The organism is Ruminiclostridium herbifermentans, from assembly GCF_005473905.2.
In the GTDB taxonomy this organism is placed as follows: Bacteria; Bacillota; Clostridia; order Acetivibrionales; family DSM-1351; genus Ruminiclostridium; species Ruminiclostridium herbifermentans.
Genome location: NZ_CP061336.1, coordinates 2,548,424 through 2,570,894, shown reverse-complemented (window position 1 = coordinate 2,570,894; position 22,471 = coordinate 2,548,424). Strand labels below are relative to the sequence as shown.

The following is a 22,471-nucleotide window of genomic DNA, read 5'->3' as shown; positions in this document are numbered from 1 at the left end:
TTATGTGGTTAGCTTTTATGGGTATAATTTATAACTTACTTATTAAACTTTCCCAGTTGAAAAAGAAAAATCATAGGTGTTAAACTTATCAATGGAAAGTTGGATTACTTAGTTAAAAATTAACTATAGTACTAAACGTATGTGACGAATATAGAATGTGCTTATGTTCTAACAATATTGAACATTAAATAAAGTACTAATACATAACTAACGGAACTTGCCCTTTCATGGCCATTTGGAGTCTTCTTTCAACTTCAAACCAATTTATAAGGCGCCACCAGGACTCAATATACTTTTTACGTTCATTCTGATAATCCAGATAATATGCATGTTCCCAAACATCACAAACCAATATAGGTATCGCGCTCCATTGGGTCAAATCTTGATGTTTTCCAGCCTGAAGGATTTCTAATCTCATCCATGCAGGCTGCCAAGCAAGTATTCCCCAACCGGAAGCTTCAACCTTTTCAGTAGCATTTTTAAATTGTTCTTTGAAGTTATTAAAGCTTCCAAAGTAATTATTTATTTGAGTAAGTGTCTGTATACCCGGTTGCCCTGTCATACCTATAGGAGCCATAATTGTCCAATATATGCTGTGAAGAATATGACCAGAGCCATTAAAGGCAATTTCATTTTCCCAGTATTTAATAAATTCATAGTTGTTTTGATTACGAGACTCTTGAAGCTTTATTTCAGCTTTGTTAAGACCATCAACATAGGCTTTGTGATGCTTATCATGATGAAACTTCAAAGTTCTCTGACTTATTACAGGTTCTAATCCGTCATATGAGTAGGGTAATGGCGGTAACTGATGCTTACCAATTGGAATCATAATAACCTCCCACGCCGCATTAAAGGCATAAAATTATGTGTTAATATTCAACTATAATATATTTTCTTATTCTATTGCTATTCAAACTTACTGATGGTTTGCTATGATAATAATTGCAAGTAATATTTTATTTAATTGTGAAGATGAGTATATCAGTACTGATAGCCACCGTAATGTAAAGGGTAACCTCCATAATAGTGAGGGCGTCTTCTGCGAAGTAGTTCTCTTAAAAGCAAAATGCTAATTAGGTCTCTTCTAAAGCGACGCCTGCTACCAGATCCAAAATGCCCAAATCCCAATTGTCTATTTTCAGTATCGTTTTCATCTTCTTGATATTCAGCATCCACATATGAACCAACAGAATTGTCGATTTCATCAACTATTTGCTCAAGCTGCTTGCGCGTGGGGGTATACATTGTTCCATACATTTTGTTGAACATGTCACAATGACGGTTAACTTCAGGATAAATAATATAATAACATTTGGGGTACATAGCTTCCAATTGATCCTGTGGCATTTCAAACATTGGAGAATAATCTGCGGGAAAATCCATCATTTGCATAAATGGTATATAAAAATTTGGCATAAAGCTACCTCCTATTAAAACTTTGTCTCTAACTTGCAGACTTTTATTTATTCTCTGACTAGTAGACACTATAATTATATGAATATTATTGATTAGTGGTTACTAATTTAAGATATTATGTAAAGGATTTCTAGGGATTCTAAAACTTCTAATAATTTGTTAACAGCACTAATTTACTCTTAAAAATCTTTTCTTATCTGGATTATATTTATATATAAAGTTAAAATCATCTATTAAATAATCACTTAGTCCAGATATTTCAATTATTATTTACAAATATAAAGATTAAAAAGAGGGAAATAGTTATAATAGTTATAGATACCCATAAATATTCCGAGGGTTGTTAGAGGAAAATAAATAAATGGCGTTACTGGCTAATATTTTAGAGAGCCCACTATATCAATGTTAAGTTGAGTTAGAAAAAAAGCATTAATTAATCGTTGAACCGCGTTGTTTATGAATTGCTATGTGTTCATAATGTCTAAAATCGTATTAAGCTGTTGTTTCAATGCTTCTTGACACTGTTTTTGATAAACAATACAGAAGTGTTCTTCCTTTTGCGCCATCAACTAAGCATTGATTAGTTATTGAACATTTTTGCGTAGGAAAGTCGGGTAAGAAACCTATATAGATTATAATTATAATGGAGGATATTGCTATGAATAAAGAGAAATTACTAGAGAGGTTATGCTGGAAAAAAAGATTTGGGCAGTTATTGGTGCTAATCAAGACCCTGAGAAGTTTGGAAACAAGATTTACCATAAATTAAAAACACGAGGCTATGAGGTTTACCCTGTTAACCCCATGTATGACAACATTGATGGGGATAAATGCTATAAAGATCTGTCTTCTCTTCCTGTAGTCCCAGAGGTAATTGATATGGTTGTATCGCCTAAAAGAGGACGAGCATTTATTGATGAAGCAGCAAAATTAGGTATTAAGTATATATGGCTTCAACCTGGGACATATGATGAAGAATTACTAAAACAAATTAAAGGATATGGACTGCAAAGTGTTCAGGCATGCGTACTTGTAGGATTGATATCAACTAGCTTTTAAATATAATAATATGATTTGATTTAAGTATGGCGTAAAATGTAAACGAACTTTGTGAACAGTATAGTAGTATAGTAATTGAGAAATATTTAACATTGTTCATCGACGTAGTAAATGATCTAATGTATAATTTTAATGAGGGTCAGAGGCCTTGCAATGGCTCCTGAGCCCATAGTATATGATTTAATATATAATTTTAATAATTATTTTATACTAAAAGCAGGTGAGATGGATTTATGACAAATCAAGAACTTTATAATGCAATATTTAAAAGAAAGTCAGTAAGAAAATATGATATGACACCACTATCTGAGGAAATATTAGATGAAATAAAAAGCTATGTGGATAATCTTATGCCCCTTATTGATAATATTAGATATTCAATATCATTTTTGAGTGAGGTTGATACAAAATTATTAATACCTGTCAAATTTGCACCTCATTACATATGTATATATTCAGAAAAAAAGGATGGATATTTGACCAATGCAGGCTTTCTATTGCAGCAGATTGACTTGTATTTATCTGCAAGGGGTATTGGAAGCTGTTGGTTAGGTTTTTTTAAACCCAAAAAAGAGGTTAATACTCAAAATGGTTTAGAATTTGTTATTCTACTTGCTTTTGGAAACCCAAAAGAATCTGTTCATAGAAAAAGTATTTCTGAATTTTCACGAAAAAGTATTTCAGAAATAAGTTTAATAAAGAGTGCTGAGAAATTGCTCGAACCAGTAAGACTTGCACCTTCGGCTATTAACTCTCAACCTTGGTTTTTCAGTGGAGATTTAAACGAAATCATTGTCAGTCGTCAAAAGTTATCAAAGCTTAAGGCTCCATTTGTAGATAGATATAATCAAATAGATATTGGAATTGCATTATATCATTTGTGGCTGTCACTTGAACATGAGGGAAATGCTGCAACCTTTGATTTTAATTGTGCTGATGCACCTGAAGGTTATGAATTTATTGTAAAGGTTATTGCTAAAGAAAAATGAATCTAATATAGAACATTTCTTTATAACTGCCGTATAATTTATAAATAGCAAATACTTTGCAGATGGTTATCCTGCTTAAAGAATAGTAATATCAAGTTTATCTTCAATAGAATGCAATCAAAAAATTTCATCTTAAAGCTTGGAGTTATAAATGATATTGATAACCTTCCAATGAAACACAAAGTATGCTAGACTATTTAAGTGTATTATGTGAGATATACAAGGTTATATGGATAATTTCAATTATGGTTTAAGTTTTACGAAAACAATTTATATTATAAATTTTTATAGTTATAAAATATTATAGTTTATAATTAGTTGTAATTAGATTTTCATTATAATTTGGGGTGTAGAATGTATCTTAAAAGACTAGAAATACAAGGGTTTAAATCATTTGCAGACAAGATATCATTAGACTTTTCTTCTGGAATTACAGCAGTAGTAGGTCCAAATGGAAGCGGAAAAAGTAATATAGGCGATGCTGTTAGGTGGGTTTTAGGTGAGCAAAGTGCAAAGACACTTAGAGGAAGCAAAATGGAGGATGTTATTTTTGCTGGCACTGAAAACAGAAAACCTGTAGGCTTTGCTGAGGTATCTCTAACTATTGACAATTCAGATAATTATCTGCCTGTAACATATAGTGAAGTAACTGTAACTAGAAGAGTTTATCGCTCAGGAGAGAGTGAATATTATATAAATAAAACCTCCTGCCGTCTCAAAGACATTTATGAACTTTTATTAGATACCGGTATAGGCAGGGATGGGTATTCTATAATTGGACAGGGTAGAGTTGATGAGATATTAAGTTCAAAATCTGAGGACAGAAGGCATATTTTTGAAGAAGCTTCTGGCATAATGAAGTATAAAGTCAGAAAGCAAGAGGCAGAAAGGAAACTTGAATTAACAGAACAAAACCTTATTCGTATTAAGGATATTATTAATGAACTTGAATCTCAATTAGAGCCACTCAGAGAACAATCAGAGGCAGCAAAAAAATACTTATCCTTGAGAGAAGCACTTAAGGAATTAGAAGTCAATGTATACTTAGACAGCATAGATAAGCTTAAAGAAAAAATTAAAGAATATGAAGTGCAGTTTAAAGACATAAAGGACAATATTGAAGCTGAAGAAAGAAGATTGCGCAATATAACAATTCAAAATCAGCAAAAAAATGAATTTCTAAAGGATTTAGAAGTAAAGGTAAATGAAGCAAGAGATAGCTTTTATATAATTGAAGCAAACCTTGAGAAGAGTAATTCTGAGATAAGCTTGAAAAAAGAAAAAATAAGCAGCTTAAATCAGAATATACAGAGACTTGATGAAGAGATTACAGAACTTGATTCTAAAACTGAACAATTATTAAAAGAGGAAAAGAACAAGCTTAGTAAAATAGAATATTTAAACGGACAACATAAAGAATTTTCAAATAAACTTGAAAAATATCAAGCTGAGTTAGATGAAATAATATCAACCTTGAGCGAAAGTGAACGTGAAATTGAAATGCTTAAGTCCGGAATAATGGACAAGCTAGATATTCAATCGGACAAGAGAACGCAGATAAATAATATTAAGAACCATATTGAGAATATAAAGAAAAGACAAAATTCTATTGGTACAGAGATTTACAGTCTCAAGGTGGAAAAAGATAAAGAAAATATGAAAAAGGAGGACTTAGCTGAGAGTATAAGAAATTCTGCTAATCTTATTAAGTATGAAAAGGAAAAGATTGCGGAACTTAGTTCAGAAAAAAATGAACTTCAAGAGACGCTTATTGACTTGGAAAAGCAGCAAGGAGCAGTAAAAACAGATATACAAGTAAAGTCCTCAAGACAACGTTTGCTAAAAGACATGGAAAAAAGCATGGAAGGCTATAGTCGAAGTGTAAAGGAAATAATGAATGCCTGCAAAGCATCCTCTGATTTTGGGAAGGGTATTCATGGTACTGTTGCACAGCTTTTCAGCGTTGATAAAAAATTTGAAACAGCCATTGAAATGAGTTTAGGTAGTGCTACTCAAAACATTGTTTCTTCTTCAGAAGATGATGCAAAAAAAGCTATAGACTTTTTGAAAAGGAACAAATTAGGAAGGGCGACATTTTTACCTATTACATCAGTACGAGGAAAGCGTTTAGATGATACTACAATTAGCAAACTAAAGGAATATAGCGGTTTTTGTGGTATTGCTTCTGATTTGGTAAGTTGTGATGAAAAATATAGAGGTATTGCTTTAAACCTATTAGGAAAGGTTGCTGTAGTTGAGAATATTGATGCAGGTATTAATATTGCAAGAAAGTTTAACTATTCCTTTAGAATAGTTACTCTTGAGGGAGATATATTAAGCACAAGTGGTTCAATGACAGGTGGTAGCAATGACCATAAGGGTTCGGGCATTTTGGGCAGAAATAGAGAAATTCTTGAACTTGAGGAAGCAATTGAAAGCTTAAAGAAAAAAGATATGTCATTAGGAATAAAAACATCTGAAGTTAAAAGCATGCTTGCTGAAATAGAATCAGAATTGAATGAGGAAAACATAAAATTAAGAGATGCTGAGTTAGTTATCACAAGAGATGAGAATCATTTGAGCATGATTGAAGACAATATTGTCAAGATTGATGCAAAAATAGATATGCTCAAAGAAGAAAAATCCCAAATGATACAGCAAGAACAGGATATCTTAAAAGAACAAGAAAAATATGAGCAAGAACTTGAAGCTATTGAAAAGGATATTGTTGAAACAAAAGCAATTATAGCAGAACATCAAGAGAAGTTTAAAGAACGTCAAACGGTCAGAGATGGTTTGCATGATGATATTACTGATTTCAAGATATCTGTAAACTCTATAGTTGAAAGTCTGCAAAGTGTCAATGAACATTTAGAAAGAATTGCCATAGATAAAGAATCAATGCAAAAAAGTAAAAGCAGAAAGGAATCTGAAAAGTTTAAAGCCAATAACGAGATTGAGTCTCTAAAACAAGAAATTGAAGGACTTGAGAGTACAATAAAAAAATTGCAAAATGAGAGAACAGGGAAAACTATTGAAATAGATAGACTTGTTGAGGAGAAAAAGGTTCTAGAGGAAGAATCCTCAGACTTTATTGACAAGCTTAATGAAGCTAATAAGACAATTCATTTGCTTCAAGAGGAATATAACAGAATTGATGTAAAAAACACCAAGGCTGAAGCAGAGATGAAAGCCATTCAGGATAGAATGTGGGATGAATATGAACTTACTTATTCAAATGCTTTAGAACTTAAAAAAGAAATCCAAAGCATACCGCAAGCACAGAGAACAATTAATGATTATAGAGCTCAAATAAAAATGCTGGGGCCTGTTAATGTATCAGCTATTGATGATTACATCAAGACCAAAGAGAGATATGAGTTTATGTCAGTTCAGCAAGATGACATGGAACAAGCCAAAGAAAAACTGCACAAGATAATACATGACATGGTACAAGTAATGAAAAAACAATTTGTTGAGCAGTTTAAAATTATAAATGAAAATTTTGGTGTAGTGTATAGAGAACTATTTGGCGGTGGTCATGCTGAATTAATCATATGTGACATGGATAATGTTCTTGAAAGTGGTATAGATATTGAGGTTCAACCACCTGGTAAAAAGCTTCAGAATATGATGCTGCTCTCTGGTGGAGAGCGTGCCTTTACAGCTATAGCATTGCTTTTTGCTATACTTAGAATGAAGCCAACACCATTCTGTTTGCTTGATGAAATTGAAGCTGCCCTTGACGATGCAAACGTATATAGATTTGGAGAATACTTAAAGAAATTTTCCGAAAATACACAATTTATTATGGTTACACATCGTAAAGGTACTATGGAGGCAGCAAACGCAATGTATGGTGTTACAATGCAAGAGCATGGTATATCTAAGGTTGTTTCAATGAAAATGGGTGAAGTTGCGGTTTAAGAATTAAGCCGATTTTTGCATATAAAATCCTAGTGGTGCGTGAGAATTGTCAATTGTTTATATTGAGTTTATAAATTGAGGATATAATAAATACAACTGATTTTGGAGGATAAATATGGGTTTTTTTGATAAGTTAAAAGATGGATTAATGAAAACAAGGAAAAGTATCACAGAAAAGATAGATCAAGTACTTGTTTCATTTGGAAAGGTTGATGAGGAATTATTTGATGAACTTGAGGAAATTCTAATAACATCTGATATTGGTATTGATACCACAATGAAGATAATTGCAAGCTTAAAGGAAAAGGTTCGTGAAAGAAAAATTATTGATGCAATGAAGGTAAAGGATTTATTGAAGGAAGAACTTAAGGAGATACTAGAGTCAGGAGATAATAGCCTAAAATTAGAAACTAAGCCTTCAGTTATTATAGTAATTGGTGTAAATGGAGTAGGAAAGACTACTTCAATAGGCAAGATTGCAAACTATTATAAAAATCAAGGGAAAAAAGTACTGCTTGCAGCAGGTGATACCTTTAGAGCTGCAGCAATAGATCAGTTAGAAATATGGGCAGATAGAGTTGGTGTAGATATTATTGGGCAGAAGGAAGGCTCAGACCCAGCAGCTGTAGTATTTGATGCTGCACAGGCTGCAAAGTCTAGAAAAGCTGATTTACTTATTTGTGATACAGCAGGAAGATTGCATACAAAGAAAAATCTTATGGAAGAACTAAAAAAGGTTTCAAGAATTTTGGATAGAGAGTTACCAGGAGCAGATAGAGAAACATTGCTGGTACTAGATGCAACTACTGGACAGAACGCTATTTCACAAGCAAAAACTTTTAGAGAAACAGCTGATATTACAGGTATAGTACTTACTAAGCTGGATGGTACAGCAAAAGGCGGAATTGTAGTTGCAATAAAATCAGAACTTGATATACCTGTAAAGCTAATTGGTGTGGGAGAGCAGATGGACGATTTGCAAAAATTCAATGCGTCTGAGTTTGTAGAAGCATTATTTTCATAAATAGCTGTAAAATTAAATGTATAATAATTTGTTGTTTCATAACTAAAACGTCTTTAATAAGAAAACATTTATCACAAAATTAATTTATGCAATTATTTTTAAAGCAACTTTCCCTATGAAGAGTTGAAGCCTAGTCAAGTTTATCAATAGTTTTATTGACAAGTATATAAACTTGTATAATTATAAGCTTCAAATTTTATTTGGTAAACTCACTACATCAAAAATCTTCAAAGGTGAAAGTTGTACATATAATATGTGAAATACATTTAATGTATGAGGGGAGATAAGAAATGATATATGATTATTATAAGGAAAAAGAGAAAAAACAGTATAAGGGCAAAATAGCAATATTGGTGATAGCTGTAATTGCCATTATCGGTATTATACTAGGAAGTTCAATATATATGGAACTTATACAATTAAAGGAGTTAAATCAGCAGGCAGATTATACCATGGTTTTTACTAAAAATCTGCTGTATAAGGTGATATTCTCTTTAGCAAGCTTTGTAGTTATTTCATTATTAATTTTTATTACTAATGTTGCAATAATTAAAAATTTGAAAAAATATTTTGCAAATATCAATTTAGAACCTAGAAGATTGATTAATGTGCCAGTAGCTCTTATTATTGGAATTATAGGTTCGTATTTATGTAAAGATTTCTTTTATAACAAGGCATTGCTATTTTTGAATTCTATAGATTTCGGCAGAGTAGATCCACAATTTGGACAGGATATTGGTTATTATATTTTTCAAAGACCATTTTACATGTCACTGTTTAGCTTTATATCAAATTTGTGGTTGTTTATAGTTATTTATTCAGTTATATACTATTTGATGGTAATATTAGCAGCCTTGGGTGAATCTTTTAACCTGAAGGAGTTCAGGGATAAAACAATACTTAGACATAACCTGATTAATGTTGCTATCTATTTTGTACTTAAAACTATCTCTTATAAATTTCAAAGAGAGGCTCTTTTGTTTTCTGCTTTCACAGACACAGGTATAAGTGGCGCAGGCTATTCAAATACAAATATATGGATTAAGTTTTATACAATCGCGCCTGTAATAGTATTAGCCATTGTTATATTGGCAGGCTTTTTTATGTGGAGGGGTAAGCTAAAGAAAGCTGCCATCTCAATAGCCATATATCCAGCTCTTTTTATATTGGTTTCAATAATTTCTACTTTAGTTCAGACATTAATAGTTAGGCCTAATGAATTTGAATATGAAAAGAATTATTTGCAGCATAATATGATTGAAACAAGAGCTGCTTATGGTCTTGATAAAATAAAAACATATGATTTTAAAACAATAGAAGACTTGACTCCTGAAATAATTGAGAGAAATAGAAATACAATTGATAATATTAGGGTGGTTGACTATGCACCAACACTCGAAAGTAACAAACAGCTACAAAGCAATACAAACTTTTACACTTTTACTACAGGAGATATTTTAAACTATACAGTAAATGGTAAGGAAATTCCAGTGCTTATTTCAGCAAGAGAAATAAATACATCTAAGCTGCAAAATCAAAATTTCGTAAATAAGACCTTTAAATATACTCATGGCTATGGTGTGGTTGTAAATCCAATAAACACAACAACAGACCAAGGTCAGGTTGAGTTTTTGGTTAGTGGTCTCAAAATGGACACAGTAGATAAGAATACTCTTAATATAAAAGAACCAAGAATATACTATGGTGAACTTACAAACAATTATGTTATAGTTAGTCCGAAAGAAGCAGGGAAAGAAGCCGAAATTGATTATGATGGAACAGTTGCAACTTATTTTAATTCTACCAATACAGAAGATGGCAAGGATGCAAAGAAAATCAAACTAAATCTGTTCAATAGAATATTATTCTCAGCTAAATACATGGATGCAAACTTACTTGTATCAAGTAATATCTCATCTGACTCGCAAATACTCTTAAATAGAAATGTAGTTGAAAGAGCGCAGAAGGGTGTACCTTTCTTAAAGGTTGATTCAGACCCTGCTTTGACAATTACTTCAGATGGAAGGCTTAAATGGGTTTTAGATGCATATACAGTTTCAAGTAATTATCCATATGCTCAAAATTTCTATACAGATAGTGATGAGGCCGATTTAAGAGCACTTAATGGAATGAACTATATTAGAAATTCTGTTAAGGTAACTGTTGATGCCTATGATGGCAATGTTAAATATTATATTATTGATGAAACTGATCCTATTATTCAAGCTTATAAAAAGGTTTACCCTGGCGTATTTTCAGAGGAACCTCTTCCAGAGGATATAACCTCACATATGAGATATCCGGAAACTTTATTTAAAGTTCAAACAGAAGTGCTGAAAAAATATCATTTAGATCCAGACAAACCTGAAAATATTTCAACATTTTATACAAATCAGGACTTGTGGTCAATAGCTAAATATCCTGATAAAAGCAGTCCTTCTGGAGTCAGGGAAATAGATTCTTATTATAATATGATTAAGCTTCCCGGTGATTTAGGTACAAAAGAAGAACTGATATTAATGAGACCTTTTACTCCTTCTGCTGATAAACACAATATGACGTCATGGCTTGCAGTTAGGAATGCAAAGGAAGATTATGGAAAAATGATATTATTCAACTTCCCTAAAGATACCAATATACTTGGTCCAGATCAGGTTGAAAACAATATAAATGCAATTAGTGAAATTTCACAAAATTTAACACTGTGGGGGCAAGGAAGTTCTAAGACATTTAAGGGTAGTCTGCTTGTTATACCTATTGAAAACAGTGTTCTGTATGTGGAACCAATATATATTCAATCAAATAGTACTTCATCAATTCCTCAGGTTAAAACCATTATAGTTGGATACCAGCAGGGAAATGATTTTAAGCATGGTATAGGTGATAATCTTAATGCTGCTATTGCTGATTTATTTAATGGTTCTGTAAAACCTACTGAAAATAAGATACCTACAGTAGACCAAGAAACTGGGGATATCAAAACTCCTGATGGAGAAGATAAAGCTGATGTAACTACTCCAGATACAAATGCTGGCGATAATAAAGGAAATGAAGGAAATGAAACTGTTCCTCCAACAGATAATGATTCTCAAGGGGCTATAGATGAAGCAAAACTAGACGAACTTCAAAAGAAGCTCGATGCATTAATGAAGCAGTCACAAGAAATAAATGAACTAATTGAAAGCTTAAGAAAGAGTAAATAGTTTATATTGAATAGATTTAATTGTTGATTAATCAGAATGGAGGGATTGTGTTAGTATGCCTGATATAAAATATGAAATAAATAAAAGAATAGGAGTCTTATCAGAAAATGCTAAAGGTTGGGTAAAGGAAATAAACCTTGTTAGCTGGAACGATAGAGCTCCTAAGTATGATATAAGAGAATGGTCTCCAGAACATGATAAGATGGGTAAGGGTGTGACTTTATCTCGAGAAGAACTGCTAGAATTAAAGAATATATTAAATAGCATTGATATCTAGTAAGTTACTTTTAGTTAATTCAATTAACTTGGCACATAAGAATATATTGGTGCGGTAGAATTATCAATGATAACGCTACCACACCTAATATTATTATGTTTAAGTAGTATATTCAACTCTTATGTTTTAGAAACTTATTATTTAGGCTGTTGCAAAGTATCTTGGCTTTACACTAGAGTGTTAAATCATAACAACATAGTGTAAACAAATACTGTTTGCAACAGCCTATATCAAGTTGCTTTGATTTTAGAACAAAACTATATAAATGTGGAGCATATTTTATATAGCCTTATATTAGTTAAAATGGCGTATCTTGCAATACTATTACTTTTTACTAAAGGATTGGCAATCTGTGCATTCAGCTTTGGTAGGATTAGGTTCATGAGTACCTACTTGAATCTTTTGCAATGCACAATAGTCCTGTGTGTCACTATGATATTTACAGCTAGTAACAGTACAACCTATGCTTGGATTAATATCGTTCATGTTATATCACTCCAATTCTATTTTATATTTTTGTAACAGTTATATTATTATTTTTAAAGAAAAAAAATATTCTGTTAATTTTTATATGTTTTTATGGCGGAGTAAGATAAAAATCTTACTTTTAAGTGTGGGTATTATTTTGATTTTTAATGGGTGAAAGTTTAGCTGGCTAGAATTTTTCTCACTTGTTTATAAGCCGGTAATTTAATGATATTTTTCTAAAATTGAAAATTGCTTTTTGAATTTATAGTTATAAAAATAGATAACTACAGAAAAACTTATGGTATTAATATTAAACAAGCGAAAATCAAATTATAACAAAAAAATACGTTGTTGACACTAGATGTTTGATAGTGATAGTATAGATACACAATATATGGCGTGGGAAATTATGTATTTACTTTTAGAGGGGTGGCAAAGACGCAATGATTACCAAAATCAAAAAGCGTGATGGAAGAGAAGTACCTTTTAATATTGAAAAGATAGCTAGTGCTATTTTTAAGGCTGCAAGTGCAACAGGAGGAAAAGACTATAATACGGCTATGAACTTAGCTGAAAAAGTAGTTGACTATATAGAATCAGTTTATAGAGAAAGAATTCCAGGTGTAGAAGAAATACAGGACGCGGTTGAAAAAATACTAATAGAGACTGGTCATGCAAGAACAGCTAAAGAGTTCATTTTATATAGAGCAGAGAGAACCAGAACTCGAGAAATGAATACTAGGCTAATGAAGGTATATGAGGAATTAACCTTTAAGGATGCAAAGGATAATGACTTAAAACGCGAAAATGCGAATATTGATACTGACACTGCAATGGGAACCATGCTAAAGTATGGTTCTGAAGGTGCTAAGCAATTTTATGAAATGTATGTGCTTAAGCCTGAGCATGCAAAGGCACATAATGAAGCAGATATACATATACATGATTTGGATTTTTTAACTTTGACTACTACTTGTTGTCAAATTGATATAGTTAAGTTATTTAAAAACGGCTTTAGTACTGGCCATGGACATCTTAGAGAACCTAATGATATAAATAGCTATGCCGCGCTGGCTTGTATTGCGATACAGTCAAATCAAAATGATCAGCATGGTGGACAAAGTATCCCTAATTTTGATTACGGAATGTCATTGGGAGTTGCAAAAACCTATATTAAAGGCTATAAACAGAATTTATCTAAAGCATTATTGCTGCTTACTGATATGGATTTGTCAAAAGAGATTGATTTAGTTTGTGAAACGATTGAAAAAGAAAACCATCTCAGACCAGCTTTAAATAGGATGGAGCAGTACATAAGAATAGAAAAACAATATCTTCTTAAATATGTACCAGAAGATATATTAGATAAAGCACAAGCTTTTTCAGTTAAAAAAACAGATGCCGAAACTGACAAGATAACCTATCAGGCAATGGAGGCATTTGTACATAATTTGAACACAATGCACAGTCGTGCTGGTGCTCAAACTCCATTTAGTTCTATTAACTATGGAACAGATACATCTCCAGAGGGAAGATTAGTAATTAAAAATTTATTGCTTGCAACAGAAAGTGGTCTAGGAAATGGTGAAACACCTATTTTCCCAATACATATCTTTAAAGTTAAGGATGGAATAAACTACAAGGATGGAGATCCCAATTATGACTTATTTAAGCTGGCATGCCGTGTAAGTGCTAAGAGGTTATTTCCGAATTTTTCATTTATAGATGCACCATTCAACTTAAAGTATTACAAGGAAGGAAATCCTGATACAGAAATTGCATATATGGGATGCAGAACCAGAGTAATTGGAAATGTATATGACAGTTCACGAGAAACTATATTTGGAAGAGGAAATTTAAGCTTTACTACTGTCAATTTACCTAGAATTGCTTTAAAAAGCAATAAGAATCTGAATACATTTTTTGAAGAACTGGATAAAAAAATTGATTTGGTTATAGAACAGCTTTATGAAAGATATTTGATACAAGCAAAGAAAAAGGTTAAAAATTACCCATTTCTCATGGGACAAGGTATTTGGATGGATTCAGATAAGCTAGGCTGGGAGGATGAAGTTGGTGAGGTTTTAAAACATGGAACACTATCTATGGGCTTCATTGGCTTGGCTGAATGTTTGAAGGCCCTTATTGGGAAGCATCATGGAGAGTCAGAGCAGGCACAAAATCTTGGCCTAGAGATAATTGGCTACATGAGAAAGAGAATGGATGAAGCTGCCAAAAAATATAAAATGAACTTTTCTCTATTGGCAACACCGGCAGAAGGAACTTCAGGACGCTTTATCAAATATGACAGAAAGATGTTTGGGGTATTAGAAGGTATTACTGATAAAGAATATTATACAAATAGCTTTCATATACCTGTTTATTATAAAATAAATGCAATTGATAAAATAAGACTAGAGGCTCCGTATCATGAATTGACTAATGCTGGTCATATAACCTATGTTGAGGTTGATGGCGACCCTCTAAATAATCTTGAAGCATTTGAAAAAATTATTAAAGCCATGAAGGAAGCAGGTATTGGATATGGTTCTATAAATCATCCTGTTGACAGAGATCCAGTGTGTGGATATACAGGAATTATTGGAGATACTTGTCCTAAGTGTGGTAGAGAAGAAGAGGAAGGTGCTCGCTTTGAAAGAATTAGGCGTATAACTGGTTACTTAGTTGGAACGCTTGACCGCTTTAACAATGCAAAGTTAGCTGAAGTTCGCGACAGAGTGAAGCATATGTAGAAGATAATCAGGTTTATATAGAAATACTTACCGTTGTGCAGGATGAGTAACTATAATTTTAACAGAAAAGACTGATTTATTTAGAACTTTTATTGGTTTAATTTTTTATTGATTAAAACCAAGAGAAGTGATATTTACGAATTATATTAAGGTGAGGCAAAATGAAAAAAATGATAAAAGTCTCGGGAATTGTAAATGAATCAATAGTTGATGGACCAGGTATTAGAATGGTTGTTTTTGCTCAAGGCTGTAAACATAATTGCCAAGGCTGCCACAATCAGCATACCCATTCTTTTGACGGCGGTGAATATGTTGAAATAGACAAAATTTTAAGTGACATCAAAAACAATTTCCTTTTAGATGGAGTTACGCTAAGTGGTGGGGATCCTTTTGAGCAAGCCGAAAGCTTTGCTGAACTAGCCGCAGAGGTTAAAAAAATGGGTAAAAATGTAGTTACCTATACAGGATATACCTTTGAACAGCTGATTAAATATTCCTCTGAAAGAAAAGGTTTCAAGGAACTTTTAGATAACACTGATTTGCTGATAGACGGTCCATTTATTAAAGAACAGAAAAGCTTACAATTAAAGTTTAGAGGCTCAAAAAATCAACGTATAATTGATGTGCCTAAAAGTATAAAATACAAAAAAATTGCACTTGCTATTGAATAAATCTCATACATAATTTTGTACTTAATATACATATACGATAATTAGTACACAATTACAATTTTAATAGTGATGATGCACAAACTCAATTACATAACTAAATTCCTTCTTGGCAAGAATTATAATTATGAAAGCCGAGGAGGAATTTTTTATTTCAATATTAACATTCAATAATAACAAATGAAGATGTTGCTTTGGAGAGGTTTATGAATTAAAGAATAAATGGAGAAAAGACTATACATTTGCTATAAATATAAATGACATTAAGAAAATTGAGATGTAGATATTTTAAATAAACAATAATTGACATATTATGAAAATAATTATATTATATGACTTATAAGGGTATACTCTTAAATAAGGTATGTGAGAAAGGAGAAACTATGAAAAAAAGAATTGAAAAAACAGCAATTACACTGCTATTAGCAGTACTTATTTTCGCTGGAACTGTGACCATCAATTCTATCACAGCAGAAGCTTACTCCCCTAGCAGCACAACATGTATGCACATCTCAGTAAGAGAATATTGGTCTGGTCCTGATTATTGGTTACCAATTACATATTTTAGAGATTACTGTCCTTTATGTGGTACCGAATTTGGTCGTGGCAGCATGCCTGGTGGCTATATTAATCCATATCCAAGTGACCCGGGCATTCCACCTATAAAATATCAACCATAACGTTTTTATTGAGGATTTATATGACATAGCTTTATAGCAGGAAAATGTCATTGAAAAGCATACATATGTACACTTAGATTTAAATTAGATTACGAAGTTTTCGTATAATAATAAAGGGGATAAAAAATAACAGCCAAAGAATAAGGATGGTTTTACCGTAAGGTGATTCCATCCTTAACTATTTGCTCGATACATATGGCTCCTTTTCGTATGCTATATGTATAACTAATTATGCTGTTATTTCTCTGTAGCTAACATTTTCGGAATAACATCTTGCGGCACCTACAGCTGTAGCATATTCAGCGTTTTTAGGTGTCTGAAAATTGACATCATAAAGCTTGCTTAATTGTTTGAAAATACTTTCTGACTGAGGAACATTTGTTAAATTACCAGTTAACACAACATCTTTAATATTATCAATTCTTGTATTGAAAACAGCAACCATTCCAATAGTCTGAAAAACTAGATTAATAATACCCAGCGCTAAATCAGCATTACTAACTAAATCGCTTATTTTTCCAAAATTTGAGGCAGTTGTTTCGCTAGGAAGAGTCTCAAGGACCTCTTTTGAGATATCACTGATAGTAAGGTCTACATGTGATAAATCTCCATCCTTTGCAGTTTCAATCAATTCATTAAAATTACGAACATTTAACATCCTATTTGAAAGACCTAGTAAAGTGCCACCGCCAACACCTGTTCCTCCTAAATGAGTTGCAGTGTTATTTTCTGCTTTAACTAGAGCTGTACCTGTACCCATGCTAACAATAATTGCTTTCTTTAAACCGCTTAAGAAAAGGCCCCCTAATCCTATTGCCATAAACTCATCAACTTTTGCGGTAGGTATACCGAATAGTTTATTATTTATAAATGAAGCACCAACGCCAGTGATCATTATTCTTTCTATATCTTCAATTTTTAATGAGTTCAAATTTAGAAATTTACCAAAGGCCCCATAAACTGATGCAATAGGGTCTGTTGCACGTACAAGTAAAGGATGAATTATTTCTTCTTTATCAAAGCCAACTATCTTGGTAGTGCTTCCACCTATATCTATTCCTATAACCTTACCCATACAAAATCACTCCCTAAAATATATTATTTAGTATATTACATCTGAAACGGCTGCTTATAAAAGTCTATCAGTTCAACTATGTACATATTAACAATTATACTGCGTACAGAACGAAAAACTTGAAAAAGCTTTCAGTTAAACCTTATACATATTAACAATTATGCCGAGTACAACGAAAAACTTGAAAAAGCTTTCAGTTAAACCTTATACATATTAACAATTATGCCGAGTACAACGAAAAACTTGAAAAAGCTTTCAGTTAAACCTTATACATATTAACAATTATGCCGAGTACAGAGCGAAAAACTTGAAAAAGCTTTCAGTTAAACCTTATACATATTAACAATTATGCCGCTGTATAGAGCGAAAAACTTAAAAAGCTTTCAGTTAAACCTTATACATATTAACAATTATGCCGAGTACAGAACGAAAAACTTGAAAAAGCTTTCAGTTAAACCTTATACATATTAACAATTATACCGCGTACAGAGCGAAAAAATTGAAAAAGCTTTCATTTAAACCTTATACATATTAACAATTATGCCGAGTACAGAACGAAAAATTGAAAAAGCTTTCAGTTAAACCTTATACATATCTACAATTATGTTGCGTGCAGAGCGAAAAACTTAAGAAGCTTTTATTCAAACGTATACATATATACGAATTATGCTCCAGTGAACATTTTCACAATTGCAATTCCAACGCCTGTAATACCTTCTCCGCCAAGTAAACCTGATGCTGCAACTGTACCTGTTTCATTATTTGCTTTACCGCGTACACGGTCAGCTACAAATCTTATAACTCCTCCTAGAAATACAGCTGATGAAATATAGAATGGAAGGTAAATACCAATGCCAAGAGTAGCTGTAGGAAGTCCTAGAAGGTATAGAATTGCACCAATTAGTGCTGCAATACCAAAGACTACAGGATCTCCAATTCCATTTATCATTGCAGTTACGCCAACTGCTTGGCCTGCTGGCAATGCAGTATCTGTTCCAATTTCTCCAAACTGATTTATAATAGCAAATAAGGCTAATGAAGCCACTATTGTTCCAATCACTCCTCCAACAATCTGTGAAATAAGCTGAGCTTTTGGATTGGTTCCAAGTACCTGACCAGCTTTGTAATCGTTAAATAAATCTCCTGAAAAACCACTAGCTACAGCAACACAACCTGCTACCATAAAAGCTTCTGCTGCATCAATATCTACAAATATTCTTATAGCCAAAAGAACAATAATGCCGAAAATTTCCATTGGATTAATTCCGGTTTGGCCTGTAATAGTAGCTGCCATTACGGAAACAATAAATATTCCTATGATTAATAAAATTGAAGGAACGACTGATAATCCGCTTGTAACAGTAAAAACAAAGGCTAAACCTGTTGCAACTATAATCAATATTCGACTTGAGTTAAACAATTTCATTTTATCGGAAAATGCAGAATTGTTATTGCTCTCTTTTTTAGCAAATTTCTTAATAGCCGATATAATTATTCCTATAAGTACTCCTGCTCCTGTACCAACCATAAGTCCTATACCAGCACTTGTTTTAAAAGCAGTGGCTGCAGCAGCATCTGAAAATAATCCCAACTTTGGACCAAAAGGTACTATAAATGCATTAGAGAACAAAGCTCCTAAAAACCAAACACCAGTATATAGAGCACCCAAAATATAACCCATGCCAACAGCCATTGGTGAATTCCATGCAAGTATAGTGCTTTTGTACATAAATACCTGAGGAACCATAGCCAATTGATCTCTTAGAAATGTGTAAATTGTTGATACAAGCATGCTTCCAAAAAGAATAATTGATTTTTTACCGCCTTCATCTCCAGCTTTAATTGTTTCAGCTGCTGCAAGACCGATCGGATAAGGTAAACCACCGTTTTTAACAATGAATCTGTATCTTAAAATATATGAAGTAACTGTACCAAAAAGCATACCAGCAATTGCTATAGCTAATACCTTAATAAAGTTTTCTGAAAAGCCTGATGAACTGTTCCAGATACCCATAATCCATAAGCCTGGGAGAGTAAAAGCCAATCCCCCTGCAACCATTGAACCAGCTGACATAGCAGTTTGAGTGATATTAATTTCATTATTAGTAGTTTTTCCGAACAATTTTAATAACGCCATTGAAAGCACAGCTACAAAAATTGTAGGCCAGGGGAGAGCGCTCATCCTAAGAGCAACATACATTGAACTTGCTGTAATAATACAAGACCCCAAAGCCCCAAAAATTAAGCTTCTCAGTGATAATTGTTCCACCCCTAAAAAATTTCTTTCTGTATTACCCATAAAAACCTCCACGCCACATTGGGCAAAAAAATTGTTTAAACACTAGTAATTCTTTATTGTTAAAGGATGCCGACACTAGCAAAAACCACTTGTGGTTTTTGAAGCTCGAAAAAGCACCATGTTAGAACAAACTATGTTTCGAGCTACCTCCTACGCCCACTTTAGGCACAAAATTGACGTAACACTATTTACAATTTACACATGTAAAAGATTATTTATTCATTCTTACAATCTCATACCCTGAAATATGCAAAAAGAGATATGTACTATTAGAAATTTGTTTAAAAATAATAATACATTATCTTTATATAATCCAACTTAACATTGATAGGTTTATACATCTAGAATCAAGCTTGAAAAGTTGAATTGGTAAAATAAGTTATTTCTTTTTAGTTATACTTTAATTATGAAAGTAATAAAAATGAACAAACCAGTTAGAAGGGCTAATTTGAAATAAATATGAATTTTATCATTAACTCAACCTCCGTTCTTATTCCCAAGGGATATAAGTCGTATTATAAAGAAAATAAAACCTAAGTCTAGTTTCAAAAGAATACTAGCTAATAAAGTATAATATCACAATAATTTCTATCGTGCAATGTTTCATGTGCATTTTGGGCAAATTAGTAAAAAATAAGTTGCTATTTAACCTATTAAATTAGCTTAGTTTATAAGTGTTCAAATTTATAAATGGTTTGTTATTGCTTGTTTATTACCAATAATTATTTCAGCATCAATTTCGTGAGCAAGAAAAAAATATATATTGCAAGGGAGTACTATGTAAACAGTTTACAGTTGAGTTGGTATTTGTTTTGAAACAGTTTTGAGTGTGTAAATAAATAATATTACTGTAAATATAAGGATGGTAAAGTTAAATTCTTAGTGCTATAATAATTAAAATAACGATGTAAAGTACATGATTTATTATCTATGATGTTATATTTTTTATTATTAATTGAATATTAATTGAATTTTTGCGTTAAATCGTATGTGTCGGAGTTCTAATAAATTAATACTTAATGCTTAAGATAAGTTATCAACTTGGTAACAGGCTATTAATAATCTTTAGTATGGACAAACTTTTCATTGGAAAACTCGAATTTTGAATATTTGAATGAATTAGTTGTATAAGTGCGCCATGTATGCATAAACTATACTTTTGAATTATTAAGGCAATAAAACTTTGATAAAATTCATGTACCGATAAACTTTCATGTTAGAAAGTTGATTAAATAATATATAATATACTGTGATTAACAAAATAAACTAACAGTAGTTAATGAAAGGAGCAAATATAATATGGAATCTGGCGAAATGAGGCTTGCAGTACTTATTGATGCTGAAAATGTACCTTATTGTGACATAAAAGGTATAATGGAAGAAATTGCTAAGTACGGAACGCCAACAATCAAGAGAATATATGCGGACTGGACAAAACCTACTGTTTCTGGTTGGAAAAATGTTTTATTGGAAAATGCTATTACTCCTATACAGCAATATAGTTATACCAGCGGGAAAAATTCATCGGATTCAGCAATGATTATTGATGCAATGGACATACTATATACAGAAAAGGTGGAAGGTTTTTGTATTATTTCAAGTGATAGTGACTTTACAAGGTTAGTAATCAGATTACGTGAAGCAGGTATGAAAGTATTTGGCATTGGTGAGAGAAAAACTCCGAGCCCTTTTATTGCTGCGTGTGATAAATTCACGTATATTGAAATAATAAGCGCTTCTTCTCATAGTAATAGCACTTATGAAAATGATCATAAGAAAGATGGAGCAGCAGAAAAAGAGCAGAAATGTGGTACAGTGGCTATTGGCAAAGATATAATAAATCTGATTGCTGTTTCAATTAGTGATGTTGAAGATGAAAATGGCTGGGCTTTTCTTGGAGATGTGGGTAACCTAATTAATAAAAAGCAACCTGATTTTGACCCTAGAAATTTTGGTTTCTATAAACTTACTCATTTAATAAGAAAACTAAAAGAATTTGAAATTGAAGAAAGAGACACAAATAACTCAAAAATAAAGCACATATATGTTAGAAATAAAAATAATATTGTAAAGTAAAAACACTTGACAACAAATATTAATTGTTTTAAAATAAGTCGTAAAGTAAAATTGCTTTACATATTTATTATGTATGGCGCATGTGATTTGAATTGTGTGCTTCTGCAAAGCCAGAGGTTCTCCACATATGGTTTGACTATTTTTCTTACAAAAGCAAGCGTGGAGGTTACTATGGATAAAGTATTTGAAATATCTTTGCTGCTTGATTTTTATGGGCAGCTACTAACTGACAGACAATATGAAATTATGGATTTACATTACAACAATGATTTTACTTTGACTGAGATTGCAGAGCAACTGGGTATTAGCCGTCAAGGCGTTTATGATAATGAAAAGCGCGGAAGAGCGTTATTAAATGAATATGAAAGTAAACTTGGTTTACTAAGCAAATTTTGTGAGCAAAAGGAAAAGGCTGAAAAAGTACAAAAATATTTGGAAAAGTTAAATTTAGCTGAACTTAGTCCTCATAACAAAGCTATTATAGAGCAGGTTATGCAGGAAATAAGAGAACTTGCTAATAACATATAGTGGAAGTTTGAATTGGAGGTTTTAGG

Annotated in this window: 16 protein-coding genes; 11 read left to right on the top strand and 5 right to left on the bottom strand. The window is 32.1% G+C overall.

The window, feature by feature from the left end:
- Nucleotides 1-196: 196 nt before the first annotated feature.
- Complete coding sequence (locus tag EHE19_RS10545; protein WP_137695970.1) at nucleotides 197-832, bottom strand: superoxide dismutase; 636 nt, start codon at nucleotides 830-832, stop codon at nucleotides 197-199.
- A gap of 152 nt (nucleotides 833-984) precedes the next feature.
- Nucleotides 985-1,419, bottom strand: coding sequence for a hypothetical protein (locus EHE19_RS10540; protein WP_137695971.1), 435 nt, complete (start codon nucleotides 1,417-1,419; stop codon nucleotides 985-987).
- A 672-nt stretch (nucleotides 1,420-2,091) separates the two neighbouring features.
- On the opposite strand from EHE19_RS10540, the gene EHE19_RS10535 reads away from it, so the two are divergent.
- The 6 genes from EHE19_RS10535 to EHE19_RS10510 all read left to right on the top strand — a co-directional run bounded on the left by EHE19_RS10535 (nucleotide 2,092) and on the right by EHE19_RS10510 (nucleotide 11,898).
- The gene (locus EHE19_RS10535; RefSeq protein WP_137695972.1) at nucleotides 2,092-2,478 is read left to right on the top strand and encodes a CoA-binding protein; all 387 of its coding nucleotides are present in this window, start codon (nucleotides 2,092-2,094) and stop codon (nucleotides 2,476-2,478) included.
- 233 nt (nucleotides 2,479-2,711) lie between these two features.
- Entirely contained in the window at nucleotides 2,712-3,467 is a 756-nt protein-coding gene (locus EHE19_RS10530; protein ID WP_137695973.1) for a nitroreductase family protein, read from the top strand.
- 354 nt (nucleotides 3,468-3,821) lie between these two features.
- Entirely contained in the window at nucleotides 3,822-7,394 is a 3,573-nt protein-coding gene (gene smc, locus EHE19_RS10525; protein WP_137695974.1) for a chromosome segregation protein SMC, read from the top strand.
- Between the two features lie 115 nt (nucleotides 7,395-7,509).
- Nucleotides 7,510-8,418, top strand: a complete 909-nt coding sequence (ftsY, locus tag EHE19_RS10520; RefSeq protein WP_137695975.1) for a signal recognition particle-docking protein FtsY — start codon at nucleotides 7,510-7,512, stop codon at nucleotides 8,416-8,418.
- Nucleotides 8,419-8,708: 290 nt separating this feature from the next.
- The gene (locus EHE19_RS10515; protein ID WP_137695976.1) at nucleotides 8,709-11,621 is read left to right on the top strand and encodes a UPF0182 family protein; all 2,913 of its coding nucleotides are present in this window, start codon (nucleotides 8,709-8,711) and stop codon (nucleotides 11,619-11,621) included.
- A gap of 55 nt (nucleotides 11,622-11,676) precedes the next feature.
- A complete protein-coding gene (locus EHE19_RS10510) occupies nucleotides 11,677-11,898 on the top strand; it encodes a YdbC family protein (protein WP_137695977.1) in 222 nt (73 codons plus the stop codon).
- A 324-nt stretch (nucleotides 11,899-12,222) separates the two neighbouring features.
- Here the strand turns inward: EHE19_RS10510 and EHE19_RS10505 are convergent, their stop codons facing one another.
- The gene (locus EHE19_RS10505) at nucleotides 12,223-12,384 is read right to left on the bottom strand and encodes a DUF1540 domain-containing protein (protein WP_137695978.1); all 162 of its coding nucleotides are present in this window, start codon (nucleotides 12,382-12,384) and stop codon (nucleotides 12,223-12,225) included.
- Between the two features lie 425 nt (nucleotides 12,385-12,809).
- Between EHE19_RS10505 and EHE19_RS10500 the strand changes: the two genes are divergently transcribed.
- The 3 genes from EHE19_RS10500 to EHE19_RS10490 all read left to right on the top strand — a co-directional run bounded on the left by EHE19_RS10500 (nucleotide 12,810) and on the right by EHE19_RS10490 (nucleotide 16,467).
- Nucleotides 12,810-15,119, top strand: a complete 2,310-nt coding sequence (locus EHE19_RS10500; RefSeq protein WP_137695979.1) for an anaerobic ribonucleoside triphosphate reductase — start codon at nucleotides 12,810-12,812, stop codon at nucleotides 15,117-15,119.
- A 161-nt stretch (nucleotides 15,120-15,280) separates the two neighbouring features.
- Complete coding sequence (gene nrdG, locus EHE19_RS10495; protein WP_137695980.1) at nucleotides 15,281-15,790, top strand: anaerobic ribonucleoside-triphosphate reductase activating protein; 510 nt, start codon at nucleotides 15,281-15,283, stop codon at nucleotides 15,788-15,790.
- A 380-nt stretch (nucleotides 15,791-16,170) separates the two neighbouring features.
- The gene (locus tag EHE19_RS10490; RefSeq protein ID WP_137695981.1) at nucleotides 16,171-16,467 is read left to right on the top strand and encodes a hypothetical protein; all 297 of its coding nucleotides are present in this window, start codon (nucleotides 16,171-16,173) and stop codon (nucleotides 16,465-16,467) included.
- A gap of 229 nt (nucleotides 16,468-16,696) precedes the next feature.
- Here the strand turns inward: EHE19_RS10490 and coaW are convergent, their stop codons facing one another.
- Nucleotides 16,697-17,542 (bottom strand): type II pantothenate kinase, encoded by an 846-nt coding sequence (gene coaW / locus EHE19_RS10485; protein ID WP_137695982.1) that lies wholly within the window; start codon nucleotides 17,540-17,542, stop codon nucleotides 16,697-16,699.
- 664 nt (nucleotides 17,543-18,206) lie between these two features.
- Nucleotides 18,207-19,841, bottom strand: a complete 1,635-nt coding sequence (locus EHE19_RS10480) for an OPT/YSL family transporter (RefSeq protein WP_137695983.1) — start codon at nucleotides 19,839-19,841, stop codon at nucleotides 18,207-18,209.
- 1,299 nt (nucleotides 19,842-21,140) lie between these two features.
- Here EHE19_RS10480 and EHE19_RS10475 point away from each other — a divergent pair.
- Nucleotides 21,141-21,917 carry an NYN domain-containing protein gene (locus EHE19_RS10475; RefSeq protein WP_137695984.1) on the top strand — a complete coding sequence of 259 codons (777 nt, stop codon included), beginning with the start codon at nucleotides 21,141-21,143 and terminating at the stop codon, nucleotides 21,915-21,917.
- Nucleotides 21,918-22,088: 171 nt separating this feature from the next.
- Entirely contained in the window at nucleotides 22,089-22,445 is a 357-nt protein-coding gene (gene ylxM, locus EHE19_RS10470) for a YlxM family DNA-binding protein (protein ID WP_137695985.1), read from the top strand.
- The last annotated feature ends 26 nt before the right edge of the window (nucleotides 22,446-22,471 follow it).

Bases quoted from the DNA above. Each gene is read 5' to 3' on its own strand.
- EHE19_RS10545 (WP_137695970.1), bottom strand. From the start codon at position 832: ATGATTCCAATTGGTAAGCATCAGTTACCGCCATTACCCTACTCATAT.
- EHE19_RS10540 (WP_137695971.1), bottom strand. From the start codon at position 1,419: ATGCCAAATTTTTATATACCATTTATGCAAATGATGGATTTTCCCGCA.
- EHE19_RS10530 (WP_137695973.1), top strand. From the start codon at position 2,712: ATGACAAATCAAGAACTTTATAATGCAATATTTAAAAGAAAGTCAGTA.
- smc (WP_137695974.1), top strand. From the start codon at position 3,822: ATGTATCTTAAAAGACTAGAAATACAAGGGTTTAAATCATTTGCAGAC.
- ftsY (WP_137695975.1), top strand. From the start codon at position 7,510: ATGGGTTTTTTTGATAAGTTAAAAGATGGATTAATGAAAACAAGGAAA.
- EHE19_RS10515 (WP_137695976.1), top strand. From the start codon at position 8,709: ATGATATATGATTATTATAAGGAAAAAGAGAAAAAACAGTATAAGGGC.
- EHE19_RS10510 (WP_137695977.1), top strand. From the start codon at position 11,677: ATGCCTGATATAAAATATGAAATAAATAAAAGAATAGGAGTCTTATCA.
- EHE19_RS10505 (WP_137695978.1), bottom strand. From the start codon at position 12,384: ATGAACGATATTAATCCAAGCATAGGTTGTACTGTTACTAGCTGTAAA.
- EHE19_RS10500 (WP_137695979.1), top strand. From the start codon at position 12,810: ATGATTACCAAAATCAAAAAGCGTGATGGAAGAGAAGTACCTTTTAAT.
- nrdG (WP_137695980.1), top strand. From the start codon at position 15,281: ATGAAAAAAATGATAAAAGTCTCGGGAATTGTAAATGAATCAATAGTT.
- EHE19_RS10490 (WP_137695981.1), top strand. From the start codon at position 16,171: ATGAAAAAAAGAATTGAAAAAACAGCAATTACACTGCTATTAGCAGTA.
- coaW (WP_137695982.1), bottom strand. From the start codon at position 17,542: ATGGGTAAGGTTATAGGAATAGATATAGGTGGAAGCACTACCAAGATA.
- EHE19_RS10480 (WP_137695983.1), bottom strand. From the start codon at position 19,841: ATGGGTAATACAGAAAGAAATTTTTTAGGGGTGGAACAATTATCACTG.
- EHE19_RS10475 (WP_137695984.1), top strand. From the start codon at position 21,141: ATGGAATCTGGCGAAATGAGGCTTGCAGTACTTATTGATGCTGAAAAT.
- ylxM (WP_137695985.1), top strand. From the start codon at position 22,089: ATGGATAAAGTATTTGAAATATCTTTGCTGCTTGATTTTTATGGGCAG.